The organism is Streptomyces sp. WZ.A104, from assembly GCF_002382885.1.
Taxonomy (GTDB): Bacteria; Actinomycetota; Actinomycetes; order Streptomycetales; family Streptomycetaceae; genus Streptomyces.
In genome coordinates, this window is sequence record NZ_NWVL01000066.1 from 20,242 (window position 1) to 46,114 (window position 25,873).

Annotated in this window: 24 protein-coding genes; 14 read left to right on the forward strand and 10 right to left on the reverse strand. The window is 72.0% G+C overall.

The features are described from left to right. Positions 1-4 precede the first annotated feature (4 nt). The 11 genes from CIB93_RS28560 to CIB93_RS28610 all read left to right on the forward strand — a co-directional run bounded on the left by CIB93_RS28560 (position 5) and on the right by CIB93_RS28610 (position 14,088). Positions 5-1,654 carry a beta-N-acetylhexosaminidase gene (locus CIB93_RS28560; protein ID WP_096631018.1) on the forward strand — a complete coding sequence of 550 codons (1,650 nt, stop codon included), beginning with the start codon at positions 5-7 and terminating at the stop codon, positions 1,652-1,654. A 361-nt stretch (positions 1,655-2,015) separates the two neighbouring features. Next, positions 2,016-2,912 (forward strand): xanthine dehydrogenase family protein subunit M, encoded by an 897-nt coding sequence (locus CIB93_RS28565; RefSeq protein WP_179500279.1) that lies wholly within the window; start codon positions 2,016-2,018, stop codon positions 2,910-2,912. Beyond that, a complete protein-coding gene (locus CIB93_RS28570; protein WP_096631019.1) occupies positions 2,909-4,543 on the forward strand; it encodes a (2Fe-2S)-binding protein in 1,635 nt (544 codons plus the stop codon). The genes CIB93_RS28565 and CIB93_RS28570 overlap by 4 nt, the downstream gene beginning before the upstream one ends. Before the next feature lie 97 nt (positions 4,544-4,640). After that, a complete protein-coding gene (locus tag CIB93_RS28575) occupies positions 4,641-6,992 on the forward strand; it encodes a xanthine dehydrogenase family protein molybdopterin-binding subunit (RefSeq protein WP_096631021.1) in 2,352 nt (783 codons plus the stop codon). A 137-nt stretch (positions 6,993-7,129) separates the two neighbouring features. Next, positions 7,130-7,876: a hypothetical protein gene (locus CIB93_RS28580; RefSeq protein ID WP_096631023.1), complete on the forward strand. Its 747-nt coding sequence runs from the start codon at positions 7,130-7,132 to the stop codon at positions 7,874-7,876. A 204-nt stretch (positions 7,877-8,080) separates the two neighbouring features. Continuing rightward, complete coding sequence (locus tag CIB93_RS28585; protein WP_096631024.1) at positions 8,081-9,580, forward strand: MFS transporter; 1,500 nt, start codon at positions 8,081-8,083, stop codon at positions 9,578-9,580. A 38-nt stretch (positions 9,581-9,618) separates the two neighbouring features. Further along, positions 9,619-9,819 (forward strand): ribbon-helix-helix protein, CopG family, encoded by a 201-nt coding sequence (locus tag CIB93_RS28590; RefSeq protein WP_026290595.1) that lies wholly within the window; start codon positions 9,619-9,621, stop codon positions 9,817-9,819. Then, the gene (locus tag CIB93_RS28595; RefSeq protein ID WP_096631026.1) at positions 9,816-10,205 is read left to right on the forward strand and encodes a type II toxin-antitoxin system death-on-curing family toxin; all 390 of its coding nucleotides are present in this window, start codon (positions 9,816-9,818) and stop codon (positions 10,203-10,205) included. The genes CIB93_RS28590 and CIB93_RS28595 overlap by 4 nt, the downstream gene beginning before the upstream one ends. A gap of 157 nt (positions 10,206-10,362) precedes the next feature. After that, positions 10,363-12,147: a DEAD/DEAH box helicase gene (locus tag CIB93_RS28600; protein WP_096631028.1), complete on the forward strand. Its 1,785-nt coding sequence runs from the start codon at positions 10,363-10,365 to the stop codon at positions 12,145-12,147. Between the two features lie 440 nt (positions 12,148-12,587). Continuing rightward, on the forward strand, positions 12,588-13,232 hold the full coding sequence (locus CIB93_RS28605; protein WP_096631029.1) for an IclR family transcriptional regulator: 645 nt from the start codon (positions 12,588-12,590) through the stop codon (positions 13,230-13,232). Positions 13,233-13,299: 67 nt separating this feature from the next. After that, positions 13,300-14,088, forward strand: a complete 789-nt coding sequence (locus CIB93_RS28610; RefSeq protein WP_096631031.1) for a S16 family serine protease — start codon at positions 13,300-13,302, stop codon at positions 14,086-14,088. Here CIB93_RS28610 and CIB93_RS28615 read toward each other — a convergent pair. From CIB93_RS28615 to CIB93_RS28650, 8 genes are all read right to left on the reverse strand, one after another. Further along, entirely contained in the window at positions 14,048-14,860 is an 813-nt protein-coding gene (locus tag CIB93_RS28615; RefSeq protein ID WP_257002414.1) for an MFS transporter, read from the reverse strand. The genes CIB93_RS28610 and CIB93_RS28615 overlap by 41 nt on opposite strands. A gap of 25 nt (positions 14,861-14,885) precedes the next feature. Beyond that, positions 14,886-15,089: a hypothetical protein gene (locus CIB93_RS28620; protein ID WP_096631033.1), complete on the reverse strand. Its 204-nt coding sequence runs from the start codon at positions 15,087-15,089 to the stop codon at positions 14,886-14,888. Between the two features lie 41 nt (positions 15,090-15,130). Then, positions 15,131-15,724 carry a transcriptional regulator gene (locus CIB93_RS28625; protein ID WP_096631034.1) on the reverse strand — a complete coding sequence of 198 codons (594 nt, stop codon included), beginning with the start codon at positions 15,722-15,724 and terminating at the stop codon, positions 15,131-15,133. A 118-nt stretch (positions 15,725-15,842) separates the two neighbouring features. Further along, entirely contained in the window at positions 15,843-16,733 is an 891-nt protein-coding gene (locus tag CIB93_RS28630) for a glycine betaine ABC transporter substrate-binding protein (RefSeq protein WP_257002417.1), read from the reverse strand. Positions 16,734-16,846: 113 nt separating this feature from the next. Next, complete coding sequence (locus CIB93_RS28635; protein ID WP_096631036.1) at positions 16,847-17,716, reverse strand: ABC transporter permease; 870 nt, start codon at positions 17,714-17,716, stop codon at positions 16,847-16,849. Next, positions 17,713-18,984: a betaine/proline/choline family ABC transporter ATP-binding protein gene (locus CIB93_RS28640; protein ID WP_096631038.1), complete on the reverse strand. Its 1,272-nt coding sequence runs from the start codon at positions 18,982-18,984 to the stop codon at positions 17,713-17,715. The genes CIB93_RS28635 and CIB93_RS28640 overlap by 4 nt, the downstream gene beginning before the upstream one ends. Beyond that, complete coding sequence (locus CIB93_RS28645) at positions 18,977-19,624, reverse strand: ABC transporter permease (RefSeq protein WP_096631040.1); 648 nt, start codon at positions 19,622-19,624, stop codon at positions 18,977-18,979. Before CIB93_RS28645 ends, CIB93_RS28640 begins: the two co-directional genes overlap by 8 nt. A gap of 16 nt (positions 19,625-19,640) precedes the next feature. Further along, on the reverse strand, positions 19,641-20,114 hold the full coding sequence (locus CIB93_RS28650; protein ID WP_096631041.1) for an Lrp/AsnC family transcriptional regulator: 474 nt from the start codon (positions 20,112-20,114) through the stop codon (positions 19,641-19,643). A gap of 122 nt (positions 20,115-20,236) precedes the next feature. Between CIB93_RS28650 and hppD the strand changes: the two genes are divergently transcribed. Next, positions 20,237-21,382, forward strand: a complete 1,146-nt coding sequence (hppD, locus tag CIB93_RS28655; RefSeq protein ID WP_096631043.1) for a 4-hydroxyphenylpyruvate dioxygenase — start codon at positions 20,237-20,239, stop codon at positions 21,380-21,382. Positions 21,383-21,463: 81 nt separating this feature from the next. Here hppD and CIB93_RS28660 read toward each other — a convergent pair whose 3' ends face one another. Next, the gene (locus CIB93_RS28660) at positions 21,464-23,128 is read right to left on the reverse strand and encodes a tetratricopeptide repeat protein (protein ID WP_096631055.1); all 1,665 of its coding nucleotides are present in this window, start codon (positions 23,126-23,128) and stop codon (positions 21,464-21,466) included. Positions 23,129-23,225: 97 nt separating this feature from the next. Here CIB93_RS28660 and CIB93_RS28665 point away from each other — a divergent pair, with 97 nt between their 5' ends. Then, positions 23,226-24,593 carry an FAD-binding oxidoreductase gene (locus CIB93_RS28665; protein WP_096631045.1) on the forward strand — a complete coding sequence of 456 codons (1,368 nt, stop codon included), beginning with the start codon at positions 23,226-23,228 and terminating at the stop codon, positions 24,591-24,593. Positions 24,594-24,615: 22 nt separating this feature from the next. Here the strand turns inward: CIB93_RS28665 and CIB93_RS28670 are convergent, their stop codons facing one another. Next, entirely contained in the window at positions 24,616-25,098 is a 483-nt protein-coding gene (locus CIB93_RS28670) for an SsgA family sporulation/cell division regulator (RefSeq protein WP_096631047.1), read from the reverse strand. 247 nt (positions 25,099-25,345) lie between these two features. Between CIB93_RS28670 and CIB93_RS28675 the strand changes: the two genes are divergently transcribed. Continuing rightward, positions 25,346-25,873 (forward strand): DUF2510 domain-containing protein (locus CIB93_RS28675; protein WP_143660100.1); only part of this gene is annotated, 528 nt, incomplete at its 3' end.

A 25,873-nucleotide genomic window follows, 5' to 3' on the forward strand; every position in this document is an offset into this window, starting at 1 on the left:
CGTCATGACATCCGAGGACACGACGGCACTCGGCCTGATCCCCGCGCCGCGCAAGGTGAGCCGGGTGCCTCCCGGGCCGGGGCCGCACCCGCTGGACGAGGAGACCGTGCTCAGCGCCGGGCCGGGCGCCGAGGGCGTCGCCCGCTGGCTGCGGGCCACGGTCGGCGCGGCCACCGGACTGCCCCTGAAGGAGGGAACGGGCGACAACGGCATCGCCCTCTCGCTCGACGAGGCGCTCGCCCCCGAGGCGTACCGCGTCGTCGTCGACGGCCGCGCGATCCGCGTCGAGGGAGGCGGCGCGGCCGGCCTCTTCTGGGGGGCGCAGACCTTCCGTCAGCTCCTCGGCCCGGACGCCTTCCGGCGCGCGCCCATCGCGCAGGGGCGCACCTGGGAGGTCCCGATGGTGGTCATCGAGGACGAACCCCGCTTCCCCTGGCGCGGCCTGATGCTCGACGTGGCACGGCACTTCATGCCCAAGGACGACGTCCTGCGCTACCTCGACCTGCTGGCCGCCCACAAGCTGAACGTCTTCCACTTCCACCTCACCGACGACCAGGGCTGGCGCATCGAGATCAAGCGCTACCCGCGCCTGACCGAGACCGGCGCCTGGCGCTCACGCACCAAATACGGCCACCGGGCCTCCGAGCTGTGGGACGAGACCCCGCACGGCGGTTACTACACCCAGGACGACATCCGCGAGATCGTCGCCTACGCCGCCGAGCGGCATATCCGGGTCGTCCCCGAGATCGACGTCCCGGGCCACTCGCAGGCCGCCATCAGCGCATACCCCGAGCTGGGCAACACCGACGTCATCGACACCACCACCCTCTCCGTCTGGGACACCTGGGGCATCAACCCGAACGTACTCGCCCCCACTGACAACACCCTGCGCTTCTTCGAAGGCGTCCTCGAAGAAGTGCTGGAGCTGTTCCCCGCCGAGACCTCGCCGTTCGTCCACATCGGCGGCGACGAGTGCCCCAAGGACCAGTGGCAGCAGTCCCTCACCGCCAAGAACCAGATCGTCGACCTCGGCCTCAAGGACGAGGACGAACTCCAGTCGTGGTTCATCCGGCACTTCGACACCTGGCTCACCGAACGCGGCCGCCGCCTCATCGGCTGGGACGAGATCCTCGAAGGCGGCCTGCCCCCGAACGCGGCCGTCTCCTCCTGGCGCGGTTACGGAGGCGGCATCGCGGCCGCGGAGGCCGGGCACGACGTGGTGATGTGCCCCGAGCAGCAGGTGTATCTGGACCACCGTCAGGACGGCGGCCCCGACGAACCGATGCCCATCGGGTTCATCCGCACCCTGGAGGACGTCTACCGCTTCGAGCCCGTTCCGCCGGGCCTCTCCGAGGAGGCGACCCGTCACATCCTGGGCACCCAGGCCAATGTCTGGACCGAGGTGATGCAGACCCGGGCCCGCGTCGACTACCAGGTCTTCCCGCGCCTCGCGGCCTTCTCGGAGGTCGCCTGGTCCGCCCTGCCCGCCCCGGACGAGCGGGACTTCGCCGCCTTCGACGCCCGGATGGCGGCCCACTACGCCCGGCTCGACGCCCTGGGCGTCGACTACCGCCCGCCGACCGGCCCCCTGCCGTGGCAGCGGCGCCCCGGCGTCCTCGGCCGACCGCTGGAGGGGCCGCCGCCGGCGGTCTGAGCGGGATGCGTTCCGAAGCGGCCGCCGCGGTCCCCACGACCGCGGCGGCCGCGGTGCGTCGCGGTCGGCCGCGGGGAACTGCCGGGAGCCGTCGGGGAACTGCCGGGGACCGTCGGGGAACCAACCAGGGGGCGCGAACCGTATAAGTCGTACAAGCCTCGCTGAAGAGTGGCAATTCACCCTCTGCGTCGAAGAGGTGCGAAACCGGATCATCCCGCAGGTCAGGGACGGAAGCACCCTTCGCGGACCCTCGCGCCGGTCCGATCGGAAGATGTGCCAGAGTTGCCACGTCCGGGCTGTGAGCACGTACCGTACGGCGGAACAGGCGGGACAGCCGGGAGACCGGGAAGGGGCAGCTGGGTTGACCACGCACGCACCGCAGGCGATGCAGTCGGTGACGCTGCCGGCCTCGCTCGACGAGGCCGTGGCGGCACTCGGCGCCATGCCCGCAGCCGTACCGGTTGCAGGGGGCACGGACCTGATGGCGGCCGTCAACAAGGGGCTTCTGCGTCCCTCGGGGCTGGTCGGCCTCGGCCGGATCAGCGAGCTGCGCGGCTGGCACTACCAGGACGGCCACGCACTGCTCGGCGCCGGTCTCACCCACGCCCGCATGGGGCGCCCCGACTTCGCCGCGCTCATCCCCGCCCTCGCCGCCTCCGCCCGCGCCGCGGGCCCGCCCCAGATCCGTAACGCCGGAACGCTCGGCGGGAACATCGCCACCTCCGCGCCCACCGGCGACGCCCTGCCGGTGCTGGCCGCGCTGGAGGCCGAGTTGGTCATCGCGGGCCCCGGTGGCGCCCGCCGTGAGATCCCCGTCTCGCACCTGCTGGCCGGGCGCGAGATGCTGGGCCCGGCCGAGCTGATCGGCTTCGTCCGCGTACCGCTGCTGCACGCCCCGCAGGTGTTCCTGAAGGCCACCGGACGCACCGGACCCGGCCGCGCCACCGCCTCGGTCGCCATCGTTCTGGACCCGGCCCGTCGCGGGGTGCGCTGCGCGGTCGGCGCGATCGCCCCGATGCCGCTGCGCCCGCTGGAGGCGGAGAGCTGGATCGCCTCGCTGATCGACTGGGACGGGGAGCGGGGCCTGGCCCCCGACGCGCTGGCCGCCTTCGGCGAGTACGTCGCGGCGGCCTGCATCCCGGACCACGCACCACCGGCCGACGGGTCAGAGGCCCCGCCGCTGTCCCCGGCCGTCCTGCACCTGCGGCGCACCGTCGCCGCGCTCGCCCGACGCGCGCTGGGGAGGGCACTGTCGTGAGCAATGAGGAACACCCCAACCAGCCCGGGCAGCAGGGCGTGCAGGACGGCTCCGCCGGGCCCGACCCGCGCTACGGGGGCTGGGAGCCGACGCCGCAGAGCGGCGAGTACGACGCCGACGCCACCGCGTTCGTCCAGCTTCCGCCGGAGGACCTGGCGAACATCCCGCTGGCCGCCCCCGGCCACGGGTACGTCCCGCCGATGATCCTGCCGCTGACCCCGGCCGCCGGTCTCGACCCGGCGGCGACGGGCAGCTGGGTGATCCAGACGCAGACCCAGCAGGCGCAGGCCGAGCAGCGGGCCCAGGAGGCCGCCGCCGCCCAGGAGTCCGGCGCGGTGCAGTGGCCCGAGCCGAACCGGCAGGACGGCTACACGGGCCCGTACCAGGACACGTCGCACGCCACGGCCCAGTGGAACTTCACGGAGGCCATCGCGGAGGTGGAGGCGGAACAACCGGCCGGGGAGGCCGCCCACCCGGGGCACGCCGACCTCGCGGGCCACACCGCCCCCACCGGCCACACGGGTCAGTGGACGATCCCGGTCGCGGACGGGGATCTCCCGGACGAATCGGGCGAGTTCCTGGCCTCGGCGCACACCCCGCAGTGGTACACGGACACCCCGCCCCCGGCCACCCTGCCCGGCGGCGCCCCCGCCCCCTGGGCCGCACCGGAACCCCGACCGGAAGCGGAACGGGAACCGGAGCCGGAGGGCATGACGCCGGACGGGGCGCCGACGGCGGAACACTCGACGCAGGCCCACCCCTCCGCGACCACCGCCGAAGCTGCGGCAGCCCCCGAAGCAGCGGCAACGGCGGAAGCGGAAGCGGAGCCGGAGGCCGAAGGGGAGCCCGCCGCCCCGGACGCACCCACGGACGCGGACGCGCCCGCGGGAGCCACCCGCGCCCCGGACACGGACGCGGACGCGCCCATGGACGTCACCCAGGACGCACCCGCGGACGGCACCCCCGACGCGGCTACGGACGCGGCCCACGCGCCCGAGGCCCCCGCCCCCTCCGCCGCGGCACATCCCCTCGCCCCGAGCGAGCACCCCTCCGCCTCCTACGTCCTGCACGTGAACGGCATGGACCGCCCGGTCGGCGACGCCTGGATCGGGGAGTCGCTGCTCTACGTGCTGCGCGAGCGGCTCGGCCTCGCCGGGGCCAAGGACGGCTGCTCGCAGGGCGAGTGCGGCGCGTGCAACGTCCAAGTGGACGGCCGTCTGGTCGCCTCCTGCCTGGTCCCCGCGGCCACCACGGCGGGCAGCGAGGTGCGCACGGTCGAAGGGCTCGCCGTCGACGGCGAGCCGTCCGACGTCCAGCGCGCCCTGTCCGCCTGCGGAGCCGTCCAGTGCGGCTTCTGCATCCCCGGCATGGCCATGACCGTCCACGACCTCCTGGAGGGCAACCACGCCCCCAGCGAGCTGGAGACCCGGCAGGCCCTCTGCGGCAACCTGTGCCGCTGCTCCGGCTACCGGGGCGTGCTCGACGCGGTCGCCGACGTCGTCGCGGCCCGCGAGGCGAGCGCGGAGGCGGCGGCTCCGGCCCCGGACGAGGCGCGCATCCCGCATCAGGCCGAGCCGGGCGCCGGCGGCGTACAGCAGCAGCCGTACCCTCACGAGGGGGAAGCGCTGTGAGGCACGCCCGAGGCCCAGCCGTACAGCAGAACCACCCCGCGACCCCAGGGCCCGCTCCCCGCCGCCGCACCGGTGGGGCGAACGACAAGGAGGCGGCGTGAGCGGCGACGCGGCCACCGCGGCCAACGCGACCAGCACCAGCCTGCCCAGGATCGACGCGATGAGCGGCGGCGGCCCGGACCAGGACCAGGAGCAGCCCCAGCTCGGCCTGGGGGCCTCGCTGCCCGCCGCCGACACCCGGGCGAAGACCGAGGGCACCTTCCCGTACGCCGCGGACCTCTGGGCCGAGGGCCTGCTGTGGGCCTCCGTGCTGCGCTCCCCGCACCCGCACGCGCGGATCCTGTCCATCGACACCTCCGCCGCCGTCGCGATGCCCGGGGTGCGCGCGGTCGTCACGCACGAGGACGTGCCGGGGGACAGCAGCTACGGCCGCCATGTCGTGGACCGCCCGGTGTTCGCCTCCGAGCTGGTCCGCCACCACGGCGAACCGATCGCCGCCGTAGCCGCCGACCACCCGGACACCGCGCGCCTGGCGGCCGCCGCCATCGCGGTCGAGTACGAGGTGCTGGAGCCGGTCACGGACCCGGAGAAGGCGTTCGCGGCGGAGCCCCTGCACCCCGACGGCAACCTGATCCGGCACATCCCCCTGCGCTACGGCGACGCGGAGGCGACCGGCGAGGTCATCGTCGAGGGCCTCTACCGCATCGGCCGCCAGGACCCGGCCCCGATCGGGGCGGAGGCCGGGCTCGCCGTGCCCCGCCCGGACGGGGGCGTCGAGATCTACACGGCCTCCACCGACCCGCACACCGACCGCGACCTGGCCGCCGCCTGCTTCGGCCTGGAGCCGGACCGGGTGAAGGTCGTCGTCACCGGAGTGCCGGGCGCCACCGGTGACCGGGAGGACCCCGGCTTCCAGATCCCGCTGGGCCTGCTCGCCCTGCGCACCGGCTGCCCGGTGAAGCTGGCCGCCACCCGTGAGGAGTCATTCCTCGGCCACACCCACCGCCACCCGACCCTCCTGCGCTACCGCCACCACGCGGACGCGGAAGGCCGGCTGGTCAAGGTGGAGGCCCAGATCCTGCTGGACGCGGGCGCGTACGCCGACTCCTCCTCCGAATCGCTCGCCGCCGCGGTGGCCTTCGCCTGCGGCCCGTACGTGGTCCCGCACGCCTTCATCGAGGGCTGGGCGGTCCGCACGAACAACCCGCCCTCCGGTCACGTACGCGGTGAGGGCGCGATGCAGGTCTGCGCGGCGTACGAGGGCCAGATGGACAAGCTGGCCGCGAAGCTGGGCATCGACCCGGCCGAACTCCGCCTGCGCAACGCCTTGTCGACGGGTGACATCCTGCCCACGGGCCAGACGGTGACCTGCCCGGCCCCGGTGGCCGAACTGCTCCGGGCGGTCCGCGACCACCCCCTTCCGTCCCTCCCGAAGGACACCCCGGAGGAGGACTGGCTGCTGCCGGGCGGACCCGAGGGCGCGGGGGAGCCCGGGGCGGTGCGCCGGGGCGTGGGCTACGGCGTGGGCATGGTCCACATGCTCGGCGCCGAGGGCACGGACGAGGTCTCGACGGCCACGGTCCGGGTGCACGACGGCGTGGCCACGGTGATCTGCGCGGCGGTCGAGACGGGCCAGGGCTTCACCACCCTCGCCCGCCAGATCGTCCAGGAGACCCTGGGCGTCGAAGAGGTCCACGTGGCGGCGGTGGACACCGACCAACCGCCCGCGGGCCCGGCGACGCACGGCCGCCACACCTGGGTGTCGGGCGGGGCGGTGGAACGGGCGGCGAAGATGGTCCGCACCCAGCTCCTCCAGCCGCTGGCCCACAAGTTCGGCATGTCCACGGAGCTGCTCCAGATCGCCGACGGCAAGATCACTTCCTACGACGGGGTCCTGTCCACCACCGTCATGGAGGCGATGGACGGCAAGGAACTCTGGGCCACCGCCCAGTGCCGCCCCCACCCCACGGAACCCCTCGACGAGTCCGGCCAGGGCGACGCGTTCGTTGGCCTCGCGTTCTGCGCGGTACGGGCGGTGGTCGACGTCGACATCGAGCTCGGCTCCGTCCGCGTGGTCGAGGTGGCGGTCGCCCAGGACGTCGGCCGCGTCCTGAACCCGGCCCAGCTGGCGATCCGCATCGAGGCGGGCATCACCCAGGGCATCGGCGCGGCCCTCACCGAGAACCTCCGCACCGCCCGAGGCATCGTCCGCCACCCCGACCTGACCGGCTACGCGCTCCCGACCTCCCTGGACGCCCCCGACATCCGCATCGTCAAGCTGGTCGAGGAACGCGACGTGGTAGCCCCCTTCGGCGCCAAGCCCGCCTCCGCCGTCCCGGTCGTCACCACCCCGGCGGCCGTGGCCTCAGCGGTCCGCTCCGCGACGGGCCGCCCGGTGAACCGACTCCCCATCAGGCCTCAGGCGGCGGTGGCGACGCCGAAGGGCTGAGGGCAGGCCGCCGACCACCGGCTCAGTACGATGCGCGTGACGTCCTGAGCCCCTCCGAAGGCTCGTGCCGTCGTTGATCGAGGGGAGCGACCAGGCGTGCTTTCCGACCGTCGTTGATCCAGGGGGAGTGGCCAGGCGTGATTTCCGAGCCGGAGCTGGTGGGGGAGTTCGAACCGGGTGCGCCCGCGGAGGCGGTGAGCGGGTTCGACCGCAAGCCCGCATCCGGGCGGCGGCGCGGGGCGGGGCTGCTGTGGGGGCTGGGCGGAGCGGTCGTCGCCTCCGCGGTGTGGGCGGCGGCGGTGTTCACGTACGGGTTCGGTGACGGGAAGCCGGATCTGCGGGGGTACCGGCTGGGGGAGGAGCCCTGTGCCGCGATGAAGCTCACTGCGCTCTCCGGCGCCGCCGGAAAGGCGGAAGACGGCCCGTCCGAGCAGCCGGGGCGGATCGAGCATCCTGCCGTCGACCGCGTCGACTGCGCGGTCTCGCTCACACCCTTCGAGGCCCCCGAGGAGGACGCGGCGGCCGGGTGGTCCGTCCAGCTCTATGTGCCGATGAGGATCGAGCTGCACAAGGAGACCGATCCGGGGCCCGAATTCGAGGCGCTGATCAAGGAGAGGGACCCTTTCGGGACCGAGGTCGTCAAGGCGGAGAGGATTCCCGATCTCGGGGACAGCGCCTATCTGGTGACGATGGACGACGATTCCTCGCAGGTGTCCGTGCTGGACGGCGGCGCTGTCATCACGCTGGGCATATCCGTCTCGACGTTGTACGACGGTGAGGATGACGACGGCCCGGACAGCGGGCCCGTCCTTCCCGAGCTGTCTCCGTACCAAGGCGCGCTGATCAGCGACGTGCGCGAGGTGATCGACGCGCTCAAGGCGTGAGCGGCGCCCAACGCGTGTGCGTACGCGGAGGTGGCCGCGCCCGCGCGAGGGGCGACCACTTCCGGCCGCTCGGGGAATCCTGCCGGGACGCGATGCGACTGCCCCACGCCGTTCGTGTCCGGCCCGGGACCTACGACCAAGGGCCGAGGGCCGGACCATATATCGACAGGGTTCAAACCGAGTTATGCCCCTTACTCTGGGGCGATGACCGCCCTCGAACCGCATGACGGCACCGACGCCGCACGTCCCGCGCCCAGCGATGACCTGCCCTCCGGACCGCCGACCCGCCTCCCCGTCGGCGCGGACGGCGAAGGGGTTCTGGGGCGCACCTACCGGGCGCTCAGCATCGGCATCGTCTCCGTGGTGTTCCTCATCGCGTTCGAGGCGACGGCGGTCGGTACGGCCATGCCGGTCGCCGCGCGGGAGCTGAACGGCATCCCGCTCTACGCGTTCGCCTTCTCCGCGTACTTCACCACCAGCCTCTTCGCCATGGTCCTCTCCGGGCAGTGGGCCGACCGGCGCGGGCCGCTCCAGCCGCTGGCCACCGGGATCACCGCGTTCGGCGCCGGGCTGCTGCTCTCCGGGGCGGCGGGCAGCATGTGGGTCTTCATCGCGGGGCGGGCGGTCCAGGGGCTCGGCGGCGGGCTGGTGATCGTCGCGCTGTACGTGGTCATCGGGCGGGCCTACCCCGAGCGCATCCGGCCCGCCATCCTCGCCGCCTTCGCCGCGAGCTGGGTGATCCCCTCCGTCGTCGGGCCGCTCGCCTCCGGAACGGTGACCGAGCACCTCGGCTGGCGCTGGGTCTTCGTCGGTATCCCCGTGCTCGTGGTGATCCCGCTGGCCCTGGCGCTCCCGGCGATCCGGCGGATGGCCTCCGGGCCCGCGGACCCGGCCGCCGCGGCCGCACCGTACGACCGCCGCCGCATCCGGCTCGCGCTCGGGATCTCGGCGGGGGCGGGGCTGCTCCAGTACGCCGGGCAGGAGCTGAACTGGCTCGCCCTGCTGCCCGCCGCGCTCGGCGTCGCCCTGCTGGTGCCCGCCGTACGGGGGCTGCTGCCCACCGGCACCGTACGGGCCGGGCGCGGGCTGCCCTCGGTGGTGCTGCTGCGCGGGGTCGCCGCCGGGTCGTTCATCGCCGCCGAGTCCTTCGTACCGCTGATGCTGGTCACCCAGCGGGGGCTGTCCCCGACGCTGGCCGGGCTCTCGCTGGCCGTGGGCGGGGCGACCTGGGCGCTCGGTTCGTACGTGCAGTCCCGGCCGCGCATGGAGCCGCACCGGGAGCGGCTGATGGTCGGTGGCATGGTGCTGGTCGCCGCCTCGATCGCGGCGGCGCCCTCCGTACTGATCGACGCCGTCCCCGTCTGGATCGTCGCCGTCGCCTGGGCCTTCGGCTGCTTCGGGATGGGCATGGTCATCGCCTCCACCAGCGTGCTCCTGCTGAAGCTGTCGGCCCCCGAGGACGCGGGCTCCAACTCCGCCGCCCTCCAGATCTCCGACGGGCTCTCCAACGTGCTGCTCCTGGCGACCGGTGGCGCCGCTTTCGCCGCGCTCGGCGGCGGGGCGGTGGGGGCGGCCGCGCACGGGGCCGCGGTGGGGGCGGGGGCCTCGGGCTCGCACCCGGCGGCGTTCGCCGCCGTGTTCCTGCCGATGGCGGGGGTGGCGGTGGCGGGGGCCTGGGTGGCGACCCGGGTGCGGGAGAGGTAGTGGTACTGCTTTGGCCCCACGGGTGGTGCCGTTCTGGTATGGCCATGAACCTGCGTCTCCGTGACGACCAGACCGAAGCCCTCAAGCAGCGTGCCGAGCAGGAGGGCACCAGCATGCACGCCATACTGCTGCAGGCCGTGGACGACTACCTCGCCCGAACGGCGCAGCAGGCCATCGTCCGCAAGACGGCCAAGGAGCAGGCGGCCAAGTGGAGCGAGCTGATGGAGCGGCTGAAGTGAGCTGTGTCTATCTGAGCTCCGAGGACATTCTCGTGATCGCCGGGCATGCCTGCGACGACATGCAGATCGTCGTCCGCGATGCCGGCCTCCTGGGGTCGGCGGCCCACCGGCCCCCGGCCGCCATGTTCGGCGAGGAGGCCTATCCCGACCTGATCGACAAGGCGGCGGCACTCCTTCAGTCTCTGGCTGTCAACCATCCCCTGTTCGACGGCAACAGAAGGACGGCCTGGCTCTCCTGCGTCACGTTCCTGGCCATGAACGGCGTCGACCTGCGCCCGGACATCGACGCGGCGGAACGACTCGTCATCGATGTCGCCACGGGGGAGACGGGCGAGATCAAGGCGATCTCCCAAGGGTTGCGGGACTTGGTCGTCCACGAGGTGTGAGGACCGTCCCAATCGGCGACGTGGTCGCGGTGTTCGGGACGGTTCGCAACCGGGCCCCCGGTAAGGTGGCCCGGTTGTCGTATCGCGGGCGAGGTCCATCGGGACCGCTCCCGGGCCGGCAGCGCCCCACGTACCCGAGAGCCCCGAACCGGAGACCGTGACTACTACCACCGCCTCCCACCACCTCTCACCCGCCTTTCCCGGCCGCGCCCCCTGGGGCACGGCGGGCAAGCTGCGAGCCTGGCAGCAGGGCGCCATGGAGAGGTACGTCCAGGAGCAGCCGCGCGACTTCCTCGCCGTCGCGACGCCCGGCGCCGGCAAGACCACGTTCGCGCTGACCCTCGCCTCATGGCTGCTGCACCACCATGTCGTCCAGCAGGTCACCGTGGTGGCCCCGACCGAGCACCTCAAGAAGCAGTGGGCGGAGGCGGCCGCCCGGATAGGGATCAAGCTCGACCCGGACTACAGCGCCGGTCCGCTCAGCAAGGAGTACCACGGCGTCGCCGTGACGTACGCCGGTGTCGGCGTCCGGCCGATGCTGCACCGCAACCGCTGCGAGCAGCGCAAGACGCTCGTGATCCTCGACGAGATCCACCACGCCGGTGACTCGAAGTCCTGGGGCGAGGCCTGCCAGGAGGCGTTCGACCCGGCGACCCGGCGGCTCGCGCTGACCGGCACGCCGTTCCGCTCGGACACCAACCCGATCCCCTTCGTCGCGTACGAGGAGGGCAACGACGGCATCCGCCGGTCCTCGGCCGACTACACCTACGGGTACGGGAACGCCCTGGCCGACGGCGTCGTCCGCCCCGTGATCTTCCTCAGCTACAGCGGCAACATGCGCTGGCGCACCAAGGCCGGGGACGAGATCGCCGCCCGGCTCGGTGAGCCGATGACCAAGGACGCCATCGGGCAGGCCTGGCGCACCGCGCTCGCGCCGACCGGGGAGTGGATTCCCAACGTGCTCGCCGCCGCCGACAAGCGGCTCACCGAGGTCCGCAAGGGCATCCCCGACGCGGGCGGGCTCGTCATCGCGACGGACCAGGAGTCGGCGCGCGCGTACGCCAAGATCCTCAAGAAGGTCACCGGGGAGTCCGCGACCGTCGTCCTGTCCGACGAGAAGGCCGCCTCGAAGAAGATCGACCGGTTCAGCGCCGACGAGTCGCGCTGGATGGTCGCCGTCCGCATGGTGTCCGAGGGCGTCGACGTGCCGCGCCTGGCCGTCGGCGTCTACGCGACCACGATCTCGACCCCCCTCTTCTTCGCCCAGGCCGTCGGGCGCTTCGTGCGCTCCCGCCGCCGCGGCGAGACCGCCTCCGTCTTCCTGCCGACCATCCCGATGCTCCTCGACTTCGCCAACGAGATGGAGGTCGAGCGCGACCACGTCCTCGACAAGCCGAAGAAGGGCAGCGACGAGGAGAACCCCTTCGCGGAGGAGGACCAGCTCCTCGCCGACGCCGAGAAGCTGGAGGACGAGGAGACCGAGGACCAGCTGCCCTTCGAGGCCCTGGAGTCCGACGCGGTCTTCGACCGGGTGCTGTACGACGGCGCCGAGTTCGGCATGCAGGCCCACCCCGGCAGCGAGGAGGAGCAGGACTACCTGGGCATCCCCGGGCTTCTCGAACCGGACCAGGTGCAGCTTCTCCTCCAGAAGAGGCAGAGCCGGCAGATCGCGCACAGCCGCCAGAAGCCGGCCCAGGAGGCCGACCTCCTGGAGAAGCCCGCCGAGGCGCGGCCCGTCGTCACCCACAAGCAGCTTCTGAGCCTGCGCAAGCAGCTCAATACGATGGTCTCCGCCTACACCCACCAGAGCGGCAAGCCCCACGGCGTCATCCACACCGAGCTGCGCCGCGTGTGCGGCGGCCCGCCGAGCGCCGAGGCGACCGCGGGCCAGATCCAGCAGCGCATCGCCAAGGTCCAGGAGTGGGCGACCCGGATGACGTGACGGGCCCCCGGCCGGCGCCGCCTCGGCCCGTACGGAGACGCACTCTCCGTACGGGCCGAGTGCGTTCGCGGGAAATTTCCGCCGTGGCCGTTGACGTGCTGTTAACGCCGGTTCACCTGCGTGGGTGGCCGTGTCGCATCGGTGTCGTGACACGTTAACGCGCGTAGATGTTCGCTTTCCGGACGCCGTCCCGCTGACCGGCGCTTATGCGCGGGCGGTACCGGGGCCCCGTATCCGGAGACCGGATTCTGGACGAGGACTTCCGCTGAGCGGACCGGCTCGCTACTGTCCCCGCCATATGAACGCCCCGTGGCAACGCCGCCGCGGAGCGCAGCCGGTGCCTTGCCAGACCGGCGGCCTCTCCGTGCGTTGCCGCTGGGACCGGCGTCGCAACCCCCGGAGCCGGCCGTCGTCGCTCACCCCGAAGAGGAGAGGGCGTCGTGACAGCGGAGACTTCCCAGACGCTCGACCGAGGACTGCGCGTCCTCAAACTGCTCGCCGACACCGATCACGGACTGACCGTCACCGAGTTGTCCAACAAACTCGGTGTCAACCGGACCGTCGTCTACCGTCTGCTCGCCACCCTGGAGCAGCACGCCCTGGTACGCCGCGACCTGGGCGGCCGCGCCCGGGTCGGCCTCGGCGTGCTGCGTCTCGGCAGACAGGTGCACCCGCTCGTCCGGGAGGCCGCGCTCCCCGCGCTGCGCTCCCTGGCCGAGGACATAGGGGCCACCGCCCACCTCACCCTCGTCGACGGCAGCGACGCCCTCGCGGTCGCCGTCGTCGAGCCCACCTGGACCGACTACCACGTGGCCTACCGGGCCGGATTCCGTCACCCGCTGGACCGGGGCGCGGCGGGCCGGGCCATCCTGTCCGCCCGGCAGACGACGGATTCCGGCCACCCCGGCTACACCCTCACCCACGGCGAACTCGAAGCCGGCGCCAGCGGGGCCGCCGCGCCCCTGATCGGGGTCTCGGGCGTGGAGGGCAGCGTCGGCGTGGTCATGCTCGCCGACGCCGTACCGGAACGTGTCGGACCCCGCGTGCTCGACGCCGCCCGGGAAGTGGCCGACGCGCTGCGCTAGGGCCGGGCCGACGGGGAGACGTACGCCTGGCGCGTTTCCGCCGGGGCGCGCCGGTTAGATTGGGTGCGTGCTCACTCGTCTCTCGCGCCTCCGCGCGCTCGCCCTCTGCGCGCTGCCCGTCCTCGCCCTGTTCGGTACGGCGGCCCTCGCGCCGCTCCCGTTCACCCTGGCGCGGGCCGGCGTGACCGCGGACGTGCTCGGCAAGGACGACGGCCGACCGGTGATCACCATCACCGGCGCGGAGACCCGGGCCACCGAGGGGCAGCTGCGGATGACCACGATCCTCGCCACCGGGCCGAAGGCGGACGTCCGTATCGGCTCGGTGATCGATGGCTGGTTCCGTACGGACCGGGCGGTCATGCCCCGGGACTCCGTCTACCCCACCGGCGGCTCCGAGAAGGAGATCGAGCAGCACAATCTGAACGACATGAAGGAGTCGCAGAACGTCGCCGTCGACGCCGCCCTGAACTACCTGGACCGCGAGCCCGGGGCGATGCGGGTCGACGTCGACCTCGGTGACATCGGTGGTCCGAGCGCCGGTCTCTTGCTCTCCCTCGGCATCATCGACAAGCTCGTCGGTGACGGCTCCGGCGGCGATCTGACCGGCGGCCGGACCATCGCCGGTACGGGGACGATCAGCGCGGACGGCAAGGTCGGCGCGGTCGGCGGGGTGTCCATGAAGACGCAGGGCGCCCACCGCGACGGGGCGACCGTCTTTCTCGTGCCGAAGGCCGAGTGCCGGGAGGCGGAGGCGGAGCGGCCCGAGGGGCTGCGGCTGATCCCCGTCACGACGCTGGGCGGCGCGGTGGACTCGCTCAAGGCGCTGGAGAAGGGCGGGAAGGTTCCGAGCTGCTGACCCCGCCGATCCCGCTGCCGACCCCGTCGGCCGCGCCTCTGACCTCGTTGGCCCCTCCGGCCTTCACCAGCGGCGGGTCGTCCAGCGTCCGCCAGGACGGGAACACCAGCGGGCTCAGCGTGGCCAGCAGGTACACCCCGCCCATCGCCAGCAGCGCCCCCGTCGCGCCCGCGCCCTCCACCGTGCGCGGTTCGGCCGCGCGGACACCCCGTACGCCGACGGAGATCAGCAGGGCGGACAGGGCGAACGTCGCCGCGTCCAGCAGCAGGACCGTCTCCGCGCCGACGAAGGCGATGAGGACGCCCGCCAGGGCCGCGCCGACCATCCGCGCCCCGCGCGACACCGCGTCGAAGAGGCTGGCGGCCCGGGGGAGCGTGGTTCCCGCGTGCTCGGCGAGGTCGGGGATCATGACGTAGCGCGCGGTGTTGCCCGGGGTGTGGGCGAACCCGTTGAGTGCCATCAGCGCGCACAGCAGCCAGAAGTCGAGGGCGTCGGCGAAGTGCAGCAGCGGGATCGCCGCGATGGCCGACGCGCAGACGACGTCGGAGGCGATGGCGGTCCGGCGGCGGCCGATCCGGTCGATGACCGGTCCGCCGATGAGCGCGGCGAGGACGATCGGCAGGGTCGCGCAGAAGGCGACGACACCCGCCCGGCCCGCACTGCCGGTGGTCTCCAGGACGAACCACGGCACCCCGATCAGGGTGAGCGAAGTCCCGGCGGTGGAAATGGAGTTGGCCGCGAGCGTGGCGGCGAGCGGGGCGCGGTGCCCCATGGTCGTACCTCCCCCGAGTCCGGTGTTACGCCGTGCGGAATGCGGCGGCCGAAGGGGTGCTCCGGGTCGTCAGCCGCAAGCCCACCTCGACCAGGGTCCAGCCGATCCGGCTGCGGAGGCCCATGCGGGGGATCTGGAACTCCGCCGCCCCGGAGGCGAACTTCGCTGCCTCTGTGTGGAGTTCGGCCGCCCGGGTGGCGTGCAGGACGTGGTGGATGTCGGCGTGCATGAGTAATTCCCTTCGGTCCATCGGGTGTTGGGGTGGGGTGCTCATTCGGAGGGGCGCGGGAAGGCGTGCAGGTGGGTGCGGACGACAGCCGATCCCTCGGTGCCCTCCGGGACGCGGTTCCGGTAGCTCTGCACGAGCTCGTGCATCTTCTCGGCCATCTCCCTTGCCAGTTCCGGGGTGAGGCGGACCTTGAAGTCGCTCATGTCCCAGCTGCGCTGCCACTCCTGCGGCCAGTCGCTCATCGTGCCCAGCCAGGTGTTGAGCTCCTGGGCGTGGGTGGTGGCCGTCTCGTGCAGTACGACGTCGATGGCTCCGCGCACCTCCGGGTCGGCGTGCGTCCGGAAGTCCGTGCTGTCGAAGGTCGAGCCGTCGTGGACCGCCCGCCACCAGCGCTCGCGGCCCTTGCCGAGCTCCGGAGCGTCCTCGACCAGGCCGCTCTCCGCCAGCTGACGCAGGTGGTAGCTGGTCGCGCCGCTCGACTCGCCCAGTCGCTCGCCCAGCTTGGAGGCGGTCGCCGGGCCGAACTCGCGCAGCGCGTTGAGCAGGCGGATCCGCAGCGGGTGCGCGATCGCGCGCAGGGTGCGGGCGTCGACGGTGTGGAGCTTGTGGGTGACGCCGTTCTCGTTCTCTGCCATGCCGCGACTGTAGAGTTGCAAAGTTGGCTTTGCAAGGGTTTTTTGCAACAGATCTTTGCAACGAAGTCTTTGTAACGCGCCTCGGGCGAGGCGCCTCAGGCAACTCACGCCATGCGGCTCACCCCTCCTCGATGAACCCCTCCTCCACCAGCCACTCCTTCGCGACCTCGTGCGGGTCCTCCCCGTCCACGTCCACCTTCGCGTTCAGCGTCTGCGCGACCTCGGTCGTCAGCTTCCGGGCCAGCGGGTCCAGCAGCTCCGCGATCACCGGGTACTTCTCGAAGGTGGCCTCGTGGATGACCGGGGAAGCGTTGTAGTTGGGGAAGAAGTGCCGGTCGTCCTCCAGGACGTCCAGGTCCATCGCCTTGATCCGGCCGTCGGTGGTGAACACCTCGCCCAGCAGGCAGGAGTCGGACTCGGAGACCTGGGTGTAGATGATCCCGGCGTCCATCTTCTGGATGTTGGCCGCCGGGATCCTCATCCCGTACGCCTTCTCCATGCCGGGCAGCCCGTCGTCGCGTGAGGCGAACTCGTTCTCCACGCAGATCGTCACCGCGCCCGGGTCCTTCTTCGCCAGCTCGGCCACGTCCGAGAGGGTCCTCAGCCGGTACCGGGCGTTGTTCTCCTTGCTGATGGCCAGCGCGTACGTGTTGTCCAGCGGGGCGGGCGGCAGCCACACGACCCCGTTGCCCCGGTCCTCGTCCCGTACCGCCTCGTACTGCTCCTGCGGGTCGTCGATGGGGTCCGCGTGGCCCAGGAACGTGATCCAGCCGGTGCCGGTGTAGTCCCACTGCGCGTCGGCGTCGCCGTTGATGATGGCCTCGCGGGCGCTGATCGAGCCCGGCAGGTTCGTCCGGTCCAGGACCTCCGCCCCGGCCGCCTTGAACACCAGGCCGGTCATCTGGCCGAGGATGATGTTCTCGCTGAAGTTCTTCGAGGTCACCGTCAGCGTCGCGCCCTTGAGCGGCTCGCCCCGGCCGACCGACCCGGGCGACACGTCGTCCACCATCGGTGAACCGCTCTTGAGCCCGCAGCCGTTCAGGAACAGGGCCAGCGTCAGGGACAGCGCCGCGATCCCCCGTACCCGGGAAGACCTCCTGAACGACCTCCTGCGCGTACTCGTCACCGCTCCTCCAGCCCGCGCGGCGTCAGCGCCAGTTCGGCCAGCGAGGCCAGCCAGTCCACCAGGAGCGCCAGCACCACGGTCAGCACCGAGCCGATGATCAGCACCGGCATCCGCTGCGTCTGGATGCCCGAGGTGATCAGATCACCCAGCCCGCCGCCCCCGCCGAACGTCGCCAGCGTCGCCGTGCCCACGTTCAGGACCAGGGCCGTACGTACTCCCGCCAGGATCAGCGGCACCGCGAGCGGAAGTTCCACCTTCATCAGGACACCCCGGCCGGACATCCCCATCCCGCGCGCCGCCTCGATCATGTTCGGCTCGATCGCCCGCAGGCCGGCCACCGTGTTGGAGAGCACCGGCAGCACCGCGTAGATCACGATGCCGATGATCGCGGTGCGCGGGCCGATGCCCAGCCAGATCACCAGCAGCGCCAGCAGACCGATCGCCGGGGTCGCCTGCCCGATGTTGGCCAGCGCCGTGAACGCCGGGGCGGCCTTCCGCAGCCTCCGCCGGGTCAGCGCGATGCCCAGCGGGATCGCGATGATCAGCACCCAGAACGTGGAGATCGCCGTCAGCCGTACGTGCTGCCACCAGCGCAGCTGCACATTGCCGCCGGAGAGCGAGTTCTCCGCGATCGAGTCCAGGTGGATGTTGGTGATCCATACGTAGGTGACGACCAGGATGACCGCCAGCACCACCGGCATCATCGCCAGTTTCCGCCAGGTGATCCGGCGCGCGGGCGCGGCCGGGGCGGGGGAGGGGTCGCTCTCCTCGTCGTGGAACGCATGGCCCTTGACGTCGTGCTCGCCCGGCGGCCGGGTGGAGGCGGCCGGGACCTTGCCGGAGCCGGAGGGCTGACTGGGGCTCATACTCCGCCGCCACCCCCCTCCAGCTCCTGCTCCGTCTGGTGGACGCGCAGCTCCTCCAGCTCGTGCTGGTGCTCCATGGCGGTCAGCCGGTCGGCCTCCAGCAGCTCCTGCACGTTGTCCATCAGCGTCTTCATGTCGACGACCCCGATGAACTCGCCGCGCCGCCCGGTCACCGCGACCCGCCCCCCGCTGTCGGTCAGCACCGCCTCAAGTGCGTCGTGCAGCGTGGCGTCCCGGGTCACCGTGTCGTGCACCAGCTGCCCGGCCCGCGCCAGCGAACCGCGCGCCCGCATCAGATCGCCCCGCCGCAGCCACTTGTACGGGCGGTTCCTGCGGTCCAGCATCAGCAGCTCGTTGTGCGGGCCGTTGCGCAGCTTGTTGAAGATCGTCTGGAGCGGGTCCTCGACCGTCACCGTCGGGAAGTCCGCGATGCCCACGTCCCGTACGCGGGTGAGGTTGAGGCGCTTGAGAGCCGCGCCCGCGCCGACGAAGCCGGAGACGAAGTCGTCCGTCGGGTTCGTCAGGATCGCCTCGGGGGTGTCGAACTGCGCGATGTGCGACCGCTCCCGCAGCACCGCGATCCGGTCACCGAGCTTGATCGCCTCGTCGAAGTCGTGGGTGACGAACACGATCGTCTTGTGCAACTCGTGCTGGAGCCGGATCAGCTCGTCCTGGAGGTGGTCGCGGGTGATCGGGTCGACCGCCCCGAACGGCTCGTCCATCAGCAGCACCGGCGGATCGGCGGCCAGCGCCCGCGCCACGCCCACGCGCTGCTGCTGCCCGCCGGAGAGCTGGCGCGGATAGCGGCCGTGGTACTCGCGCGGGTCCAGGCCCACCAGGTCGAGCATCTCCTCCACCCGGCTCTTCACCCGGGACTTCGACCAGCCGACCATCTTCGGGACCAGGGCGATGTTGTCCGCGACCGTCATGTGCGGGAAGAGGCCCGAGGACTGGATGGCGTACCCGATCTTGCGGCGCAGCTTCACCGGGTCGATGTCGGTGACGTCCTCGTCGCCGATCCTGATCCGGCCCGAGGACGGCTCGATCAGCCGGTTGATCATCTTCAGCGTTGTGGACTTCCCGCAGCCGGACGGGCCGACGAAGACCACGGTCTCGCCCGCCCTGATGTCCATGGAGACGTTGTCGACGGCCGGATTCGGGTTGCCCGGGTACCTCTTGGTCAGGTTCTCCAGATGGATGGTGGCCCCGGATGTGGCGGCGGCCCCGTCCGCGGTCGTGACAGCGGGATCGGTCTCGGTCTCAGGCACGGATTCCCCTCGGGATGGTCAGCCGCCCCAGCAGGACGTACGCGGCGTCGAAGAGCAGGGCGAGCACGACGATGCCCAGCGTGCCCGCGAGGACCTGGTTGATCGCGTTGGCGCTGCCCAGCGAGGCGATGCCCCGGAAGATCTCGTTGCCGAGGCCGGGCCCGGAGGCGTACGCGGCGATGGCGGCGATGCCCATCAGCATCTGGGTGGAGACCCGGATGCCGGTCAGGATCGGAGGCCAGGCGAGCGGCAGCTCCACCCGGCAGAGCCGGGCCAGCCGGGACATCCCGATGCCCGTCGCCGCGTCGACCAGCGAGGGGTCGACGCCCCGCAGCCCGACGACGGAGTTGCGGACGATCGGCAGCAGCCCGTACAGGGTCAGGGTGATCACGGTCGGCGCGACGCCGAGACCCACCAGCGGGATCAGCAGACCGATCGCGGCGAGGGAGGGGATGGTGAGGACCGTCGCCGTGGAGGTGATGGCGAGCGAGCCGCCCCAGCCGCTGCGGTAGCTCACCACCCCGATGAGCACGCCCAGCACGGTGGCGATGACCATGCACTGGAAGACCGCGCTGACGTGCTGGAACGCGTCCGTCAGGAGCTGCTGGTGGCGGGTGTTCAGATACTCCCAGAAACTCACACGGCACTCCCTCGGCTCAGTCGGTGTCCTCGGCCGCCTGTTCCACCAGCGGGATGATCCGCAGCGGAACCGGGTTCTCCATGACGATGGCCGTGGAGGCCCGGACAATGCCATCAAATCCGACAACCCGGTCGATCACCCGCTGAAGATCGGCGTTGGAGCGGGCGACGAGCCGGCACAGCATGTCTCCGTGGCCGGTGGTGGTGTGCAGCTCCAGCACCTCCGGCACCCCGCCCAAATGGGCCCGTACGTCGGCCCCTTGGCCCTGCTTGATCTCCAGCGTGGCGAACGCGGTGACCGGATAGCCGAGTGCCGCCGGATCGACGTCCGGGCCAAAACCCCGGATGACGCCATTCGACTGAAGGCGGTCCAGCCGCGCCTGCACGGTCCCGCGCGCCACCCCGAGCCGCCGGGAGGCTTCGAGGACACCGATCCGCGGTTCGCGTGCCAGGAGCACGATGAGCCGCCCGTCCAGATGATCGATCGCCATGATCCCGCCTTCGATGGTCAGCCTGTACAGATAGCCCGGCCATCATGGCGATGGACCGGGCAGATTGACCAGTGAATACGCGAACTATTGCGCACCTTGCGATGTGGGGAGAGCCTTCGAACATGACTGAGACTCTGCACACCAGCCCCGAAACCGCCCGGCAGGCCGACCCCTTCCCGGTCAAGGGAATGGACGCGGTCGTCTTCGCCGTGGGCAACGCCAAGCAGGCCGCGCACTACTACTCGACCGCCTTCGGCATGAAACTGGTCGCCTACTCCGGACCGGAGAACGGCAGCCGCGAGACCGCGAGTTACGTCCTGACCAACGGCGCCGCCCGCTTCGTGTTCACCTCGGTGATCAAGGCCTCCACCGAGTGGGGCACGTTCCTCGCCGACCACGTCGCCGCGCACGGCGACGGGGTCATCGACCTCGCGATCGAGGTCCCGGACGCCCGCGCGGCCTACGCGTACGCCGTCGAGCACGGCGCCCGGGGCATCACCGAGCCGCACGAGGTCAAGGACGAGAACGGCACCGTCGTCCTCGCCGCCATCGCCACGTACGGCGAGACCCGCCACACCCTGGTGGAGCGCTCCGGCTACGACGGCCCCTACCTCCCCGGCTACGTCGCCGCCGACCCGATGGTCGAGCCGCCCGCAAAGCGCACCTTCCAGGCCATCGACCACTGCGTCGGCAACGTCGAGCTCGGCAAGATGAACGAGTGGTGCGCCTTCTACAACGAGGTCATGGGCTTCACGAACATGAAGGAGTTCGTGGGCGACGACATCGCGACCGAGTACTCGGCCCTGATGTCCAAGGTCGTGGCCGACGGCACCAAGAAGGTGAAGTTCCCGATCAACGAACCGGCGATCGCGAAGAAGAAGTCGCAGATCGACGAGTACCTGGAGTTCTACGGCGGCCCCGGCGTCCAGCACCTGGCGCTCGCCACCAACGACATCGTCTCGACGGTGCGCACCATGCGGGCCGCGGGCGTCCGGTTCCTGGACGTCCCCGACTCCTACTACGACACGCTCGGCGAGTGGGCGGGCGAGACCCGGGTGCCCGTGGAGACCCTGCGCGAGCTGAAGATCCTCGTCGACCGCGACGAGGACGGCTACCTGCTCCAGATCTTCACCAAGCCGGTCCAGGACCGCCCGACCGTCTTCTTCGAGATGATCGAGCGCCACGGTTCCATGGGCTTCGGCAAGGGCAACTTCAAGGCCCTGTTCGAGGCCATCGAGCGCGAGCAGGCCAAGCGCGGCAACCTCTGATCGCGCTGCCGGTGCAGAACGCCGCCGCGGCCCGGGGCAGTACCCCGGACCGCGGCGGCGTTCACCGTTGCGCCGTCCGCCTCACGGACTCTCCGAAACGGATGCCGAAGCGGATGCCGAAGCCGACGGGGAGGGGGCCGGGTCCGGGGACTTCGAGGGAGCCGGAGCCGGGGCCTCGGTCTTCTCCGTCTCCGTCTTCGGCTCCGGCTTCGTCTCCCGCTCCGGCTTCGGCTCGGGGGCGGGCGGCTGCGGGGGCGCCCACATGACGCCGGGGCCGCCCGCCGGCGGGTCGCCGAGCGTCTCCAGGGCCTGCTTCGCCAGCGGCGCGGCCAGCGGCGAGAACGCCGGGTTGGTGCGCAGGGCCTCCTCAAGATGGCGGCGGGCCGGACCGTAGTCCCCCAGCTCCCGCTGGATCACGCCCAGGTGGTACGCGTACGAGGCGTTCCGCACGCCCGTGCCCACGGCCTGTGCCGCGTACTCCAGGCCCTCCTGCGAACTGCCCGCCCGGTGCAGCGCCCAGCCCAGCGCGTCCGCCACCGCCGCACTGCGGTGCTGCGCCCGCCACTGGGCGCGCAGCAGCTCCACCGCCGCCTCCGGGTCGCCGTGATCGCTCTCGAACCGGGCCAGCAGCAGCGACTCGTCGACCCCGGCCTTCTTCGCCGCGGCCACCATCTCCCGCAGCTTCGTGTACTGGCTGCGGGCATCCCCGTCCAGTCCCTGCGCCTCGTACAGCTCGCCCAGTTCGAGGACGTACTCCGGGCGCGGCAGCTTCTCGATCGCGCTCTGGTACGCGGTCAGCGCCTCGTCGGTGCGGTCCAGCGCCACCAGGGCCCGGGCCTTCCCGGCCAACGACGCGTGATGACCGGCCTCCGTGCTCAGCGCCGCGTCGAACTGGGCCACCGCCTCCGCCGGCTCGCCCCGTTCCCAGGCCAGCTCGCCAAGACGGTGCAGCGCCTCGGCCTTCTCGGCGGGCGTGGTCGCCCGGTCCGCCGCCTCCCGGGCGGTGGCCAGGGCGTCCTCGCGCCAGCCCTGGCCCCGGTACAGCTCGGCGGTGCGGGCCAGCGCCGGGACGCCCTTGCGCAGCTCGCCGAACTTCTCCGTCGCCGCGGTCGCCGCCTTGCGGTCGCCGAGCCCGGTGTACGCGTCGATGAGGGCGGGGTACACACTCCAGGCCTTCGGCTGCTGCTTCCGCACGGTCTCGCCCCACCGCTTCGCCGCGAGGAAGTCGTTCCGGGCGTTGGCCAGCGCCGCGAGCCCCACCCACGCCTCCCCGTTGCCGTCCTCGCCCGGCCGGACCTCCAGCGACCGCTTCAGGGCCTGCTCGGCGCGGGCGTAGTACGCCGGGTCCGCCGAGCGCCGCGCCCACTCCACGTACGCCGTGCCGAGCGTCGCCCAGGACGGGGCGTCGGAGGGGTGCGACTCCACCCACTTCTGCCGGTCCCCGATCAGCGCCGTGAGGTCCGAGAGTGCGGCGGGGGAGCCCGCGGCGGCCGCCGCCTCGGCCCGCTCGACCGGCCCCGGCTCCTTCGGGCCGTCGTCCTTCCCGTCCGGTACCGCCACCAGCGCCCCGGCCAGCAGCACCCCCGCGGCGACCGCCCCGAGCGCGGCCCGGCGCAGGGTGGTCCGCAGACCGGGAGGAGGCTGCGGTACGGCGGTGGCGCCTTCGGCGGGCATCACGTGGGGGTCGTGCGGGGACGGCTCGGGCGGCCGGCGGGACTCGGGATCCTGCTGGGGCATGACATCCATGGCCATCACTGTGCGTCAGTCATACGAGCACACCGCGCCTTGGGATCGCTGCCGCATACGGGTTCACACCATTGGCCCCGGGTGACACGCTTGGATCATGAGCGATCTCCTCGAACGGCTGCGCGCGGGACTGCCTCCCGAGGCCCTGATCACCGATCCGGACGTCACCGCGTCCTACGCGAACGACATGGCGAGCTTCTGCGAGGCGGGCACCCCGGCCGTCGTCGTCCTCCCGCGCACGGTCGAGCAGGTCCAGCACGTCATGCGCACCGCGACCGCGCTGCGCGTCCCGGTCGTCCCGCAGGGCGCCCGTACCGGCCTGTCCGGCGCGGCCAACGCCTCGGACGGCTGCATCGTGCTCTCGCTGGTCAAGATGGACCGAATCCTGGAGATCAGCCCGGTCGACCGGATCGCCGTCGTCGAGCCGGGCGTCATCAACGCGGTGCTCTCACGCGCGGTCGGCGAACACGGGCTGTACTACCCGCCGGACCCCTCCAGCTGGGAGACATGCACCATCGGCGGCAACATCGGCACCGCGTCCGGCGGCCTGTGCTGCGTGAAGTACGGGGTCACCGCCGAATACGTCCTGGGCCTGGAGGCCGTCCTCGCCGACGGGCGGCTCCTGACCACCGGCCGCCGCACCGCCAAGGGCGTCGCCGGCTACGACCTCACCCGGCTCTTCGTCGGCTCCGAGGGCAGTCTCGGGATCGTCGTCAAGGCCGTCCTCGCGCTCAAACCGCAGCCGCCGCGGCAGCTCGTCCTCGCCGCCGAGTTCCCCTCGGCGGCCACTGCCTGTGACGCTGTGTGCCGGATCATGGAGCGCGGTCACACCCCGTCACTCCTCGAACTGATGGACCGGACAACCGTGCGTGCCGTCAACCAGCTCGCCTCCATGGGCCTGCCCGAGTCCACCGAGGCCCTGCTGCTCTGTGCCTTCGACACCCCCGAACCGTCGGCGGACCTCGCCGCCGTCGGGGAGCTGTGCACCGCCGCCGGGGCCACCGAAGTGGTCCCGGCCGACAATCCGGCCGAGTCCGAACTCCTCCTCCAGGCCCGCCGGATGTCGCTCACCGCGCTGGAGACCGTCAAGTCCGCCACGATGATCGACGACGTCTGCGTCCCGCGCTCGCAGCTCGGCGCGATGCTCGCGGGCACGGCAGCCATCGCCGAGGAGTACGACCTCACCATCGGCGTCTGTGCCCACGCGGGCGACGGCAACACCCACCCCGTCGTCTGCTTCGACCACGCCGACCCCGACGAGTCCCGCCGGGCCAGGGAGTCCTTCGACGCGATCATGGCGCTCGGCCTGGAGCTCGGCGGAACCATCACCGGCGAACACGGCGTCGGTGTCCTCAAGAAGGAGTGGCTCGCCCGCGAACTGGGGGAGACCGGCATCGAGCTCCAGCGCTCCATCAAGGCCGCCTTCGACCCGCTCGGCCTCCTCAACCCCGGCAAGCTCTTCTGACCCCCGCTCCTTACCAGGGCCCTCACGCCTCACCGTCCTGCGACGGCGTCTCGTCCGCCGACCACGGGTCGCCCAGCCACAGGTCGTCGGCGGGCAGCGGGGCCAGCAGCTCCGCGAGTGCCTCGTCGATGCCGAGCCGGTCGCTCTCGGTGCCCGGCGGCACCACCCGCAGCGTCCGCTCGACCCACGCGGCCACGGCGGCCGAGGGCACTTCGAGGAGGGCGTTGCCGTCGGGGGAGGTCAGGGCCACGCAGATCACGCTGCGGCCCGCGACCTTCGTCGGCCAGATCCGTACGTCCCCGTGCCCGCACGGCCGGAACACGCCCTCCACCAGCAGCTCCCGGGCGAACGTCCAGTGCACGGGCGACTCGGAGCCGATGTGGAAGGCGATGTGCACGGCGTAGGGGTCGTCGGTGCGATACGTCAGCCGGGCGGGTACGGGGATGGACCGCTCGGGGGACAGGACGAGCTTCAGCTCCAGCTCACGTTCCACGATGTTCATCATGAGAATGCACGACCTTCCGGTGCTCGTGGGCCGGTCCCGTGACCGTCCCGCACAAGGAGAGAGCGCCCTCCCCGCCACCTATTACGCGACTTCTCAAAAAAACTTCGGGTCATCTCGAAAGTGGTCCCAAACAGGCGGACCGGCCCGGGGGCGGGCGGCTGTCTGATAGATGTGGACCCTTGTATTGAGGCCGTCCGCCCGCCCGGCGGGGACGGCCTGAGGCCTCGAAGAGATACGGGACCCGCTGATGAGCGCGCCAACTCCGGCACCCGGTGACGAAAGCCCCCGCGAGGGCTACTACCCCGACCCGTCCATCCCCGGATACGTCCGGTACTGGAACGGTGCGTCCTGGGTCCCCGGTACGAGCCGCCCCGCGCCCCAGCAGGCCGCCCCGGGCTCCCCGGGGAGCCCTCAGGCCCAGGCCCAGGCCCCGGCACCGGCACCGGCGACTCCGTCGGCTCCCATGACTCCCGCGGCTCCTGTGACCCCCGCGGACGAGACCGGTCCGATCTTCTTCGACGAAGAGGACGACGCGACCCCGGCATCCTCCGGCCCTTCCGGCTCCTCCGGCCCGGCCGGGCCGGACGGCCCGGAGGCCGCGTCCGTCTGGCAGGCGGACACCGCCCGGCAGACCGGCTTCGGCGGCGAACGGGACCGTCGGGTCTCCTGGGGCGGTGCGACGCCGGAGCCCGGGGCCCCGGCGCCGCAGCCCGGTCGGCCCGCGGACCCGAGGGCGGCCGCCGCTTCGCCGCCCGTCGACCCGCGCGGCTCCGTG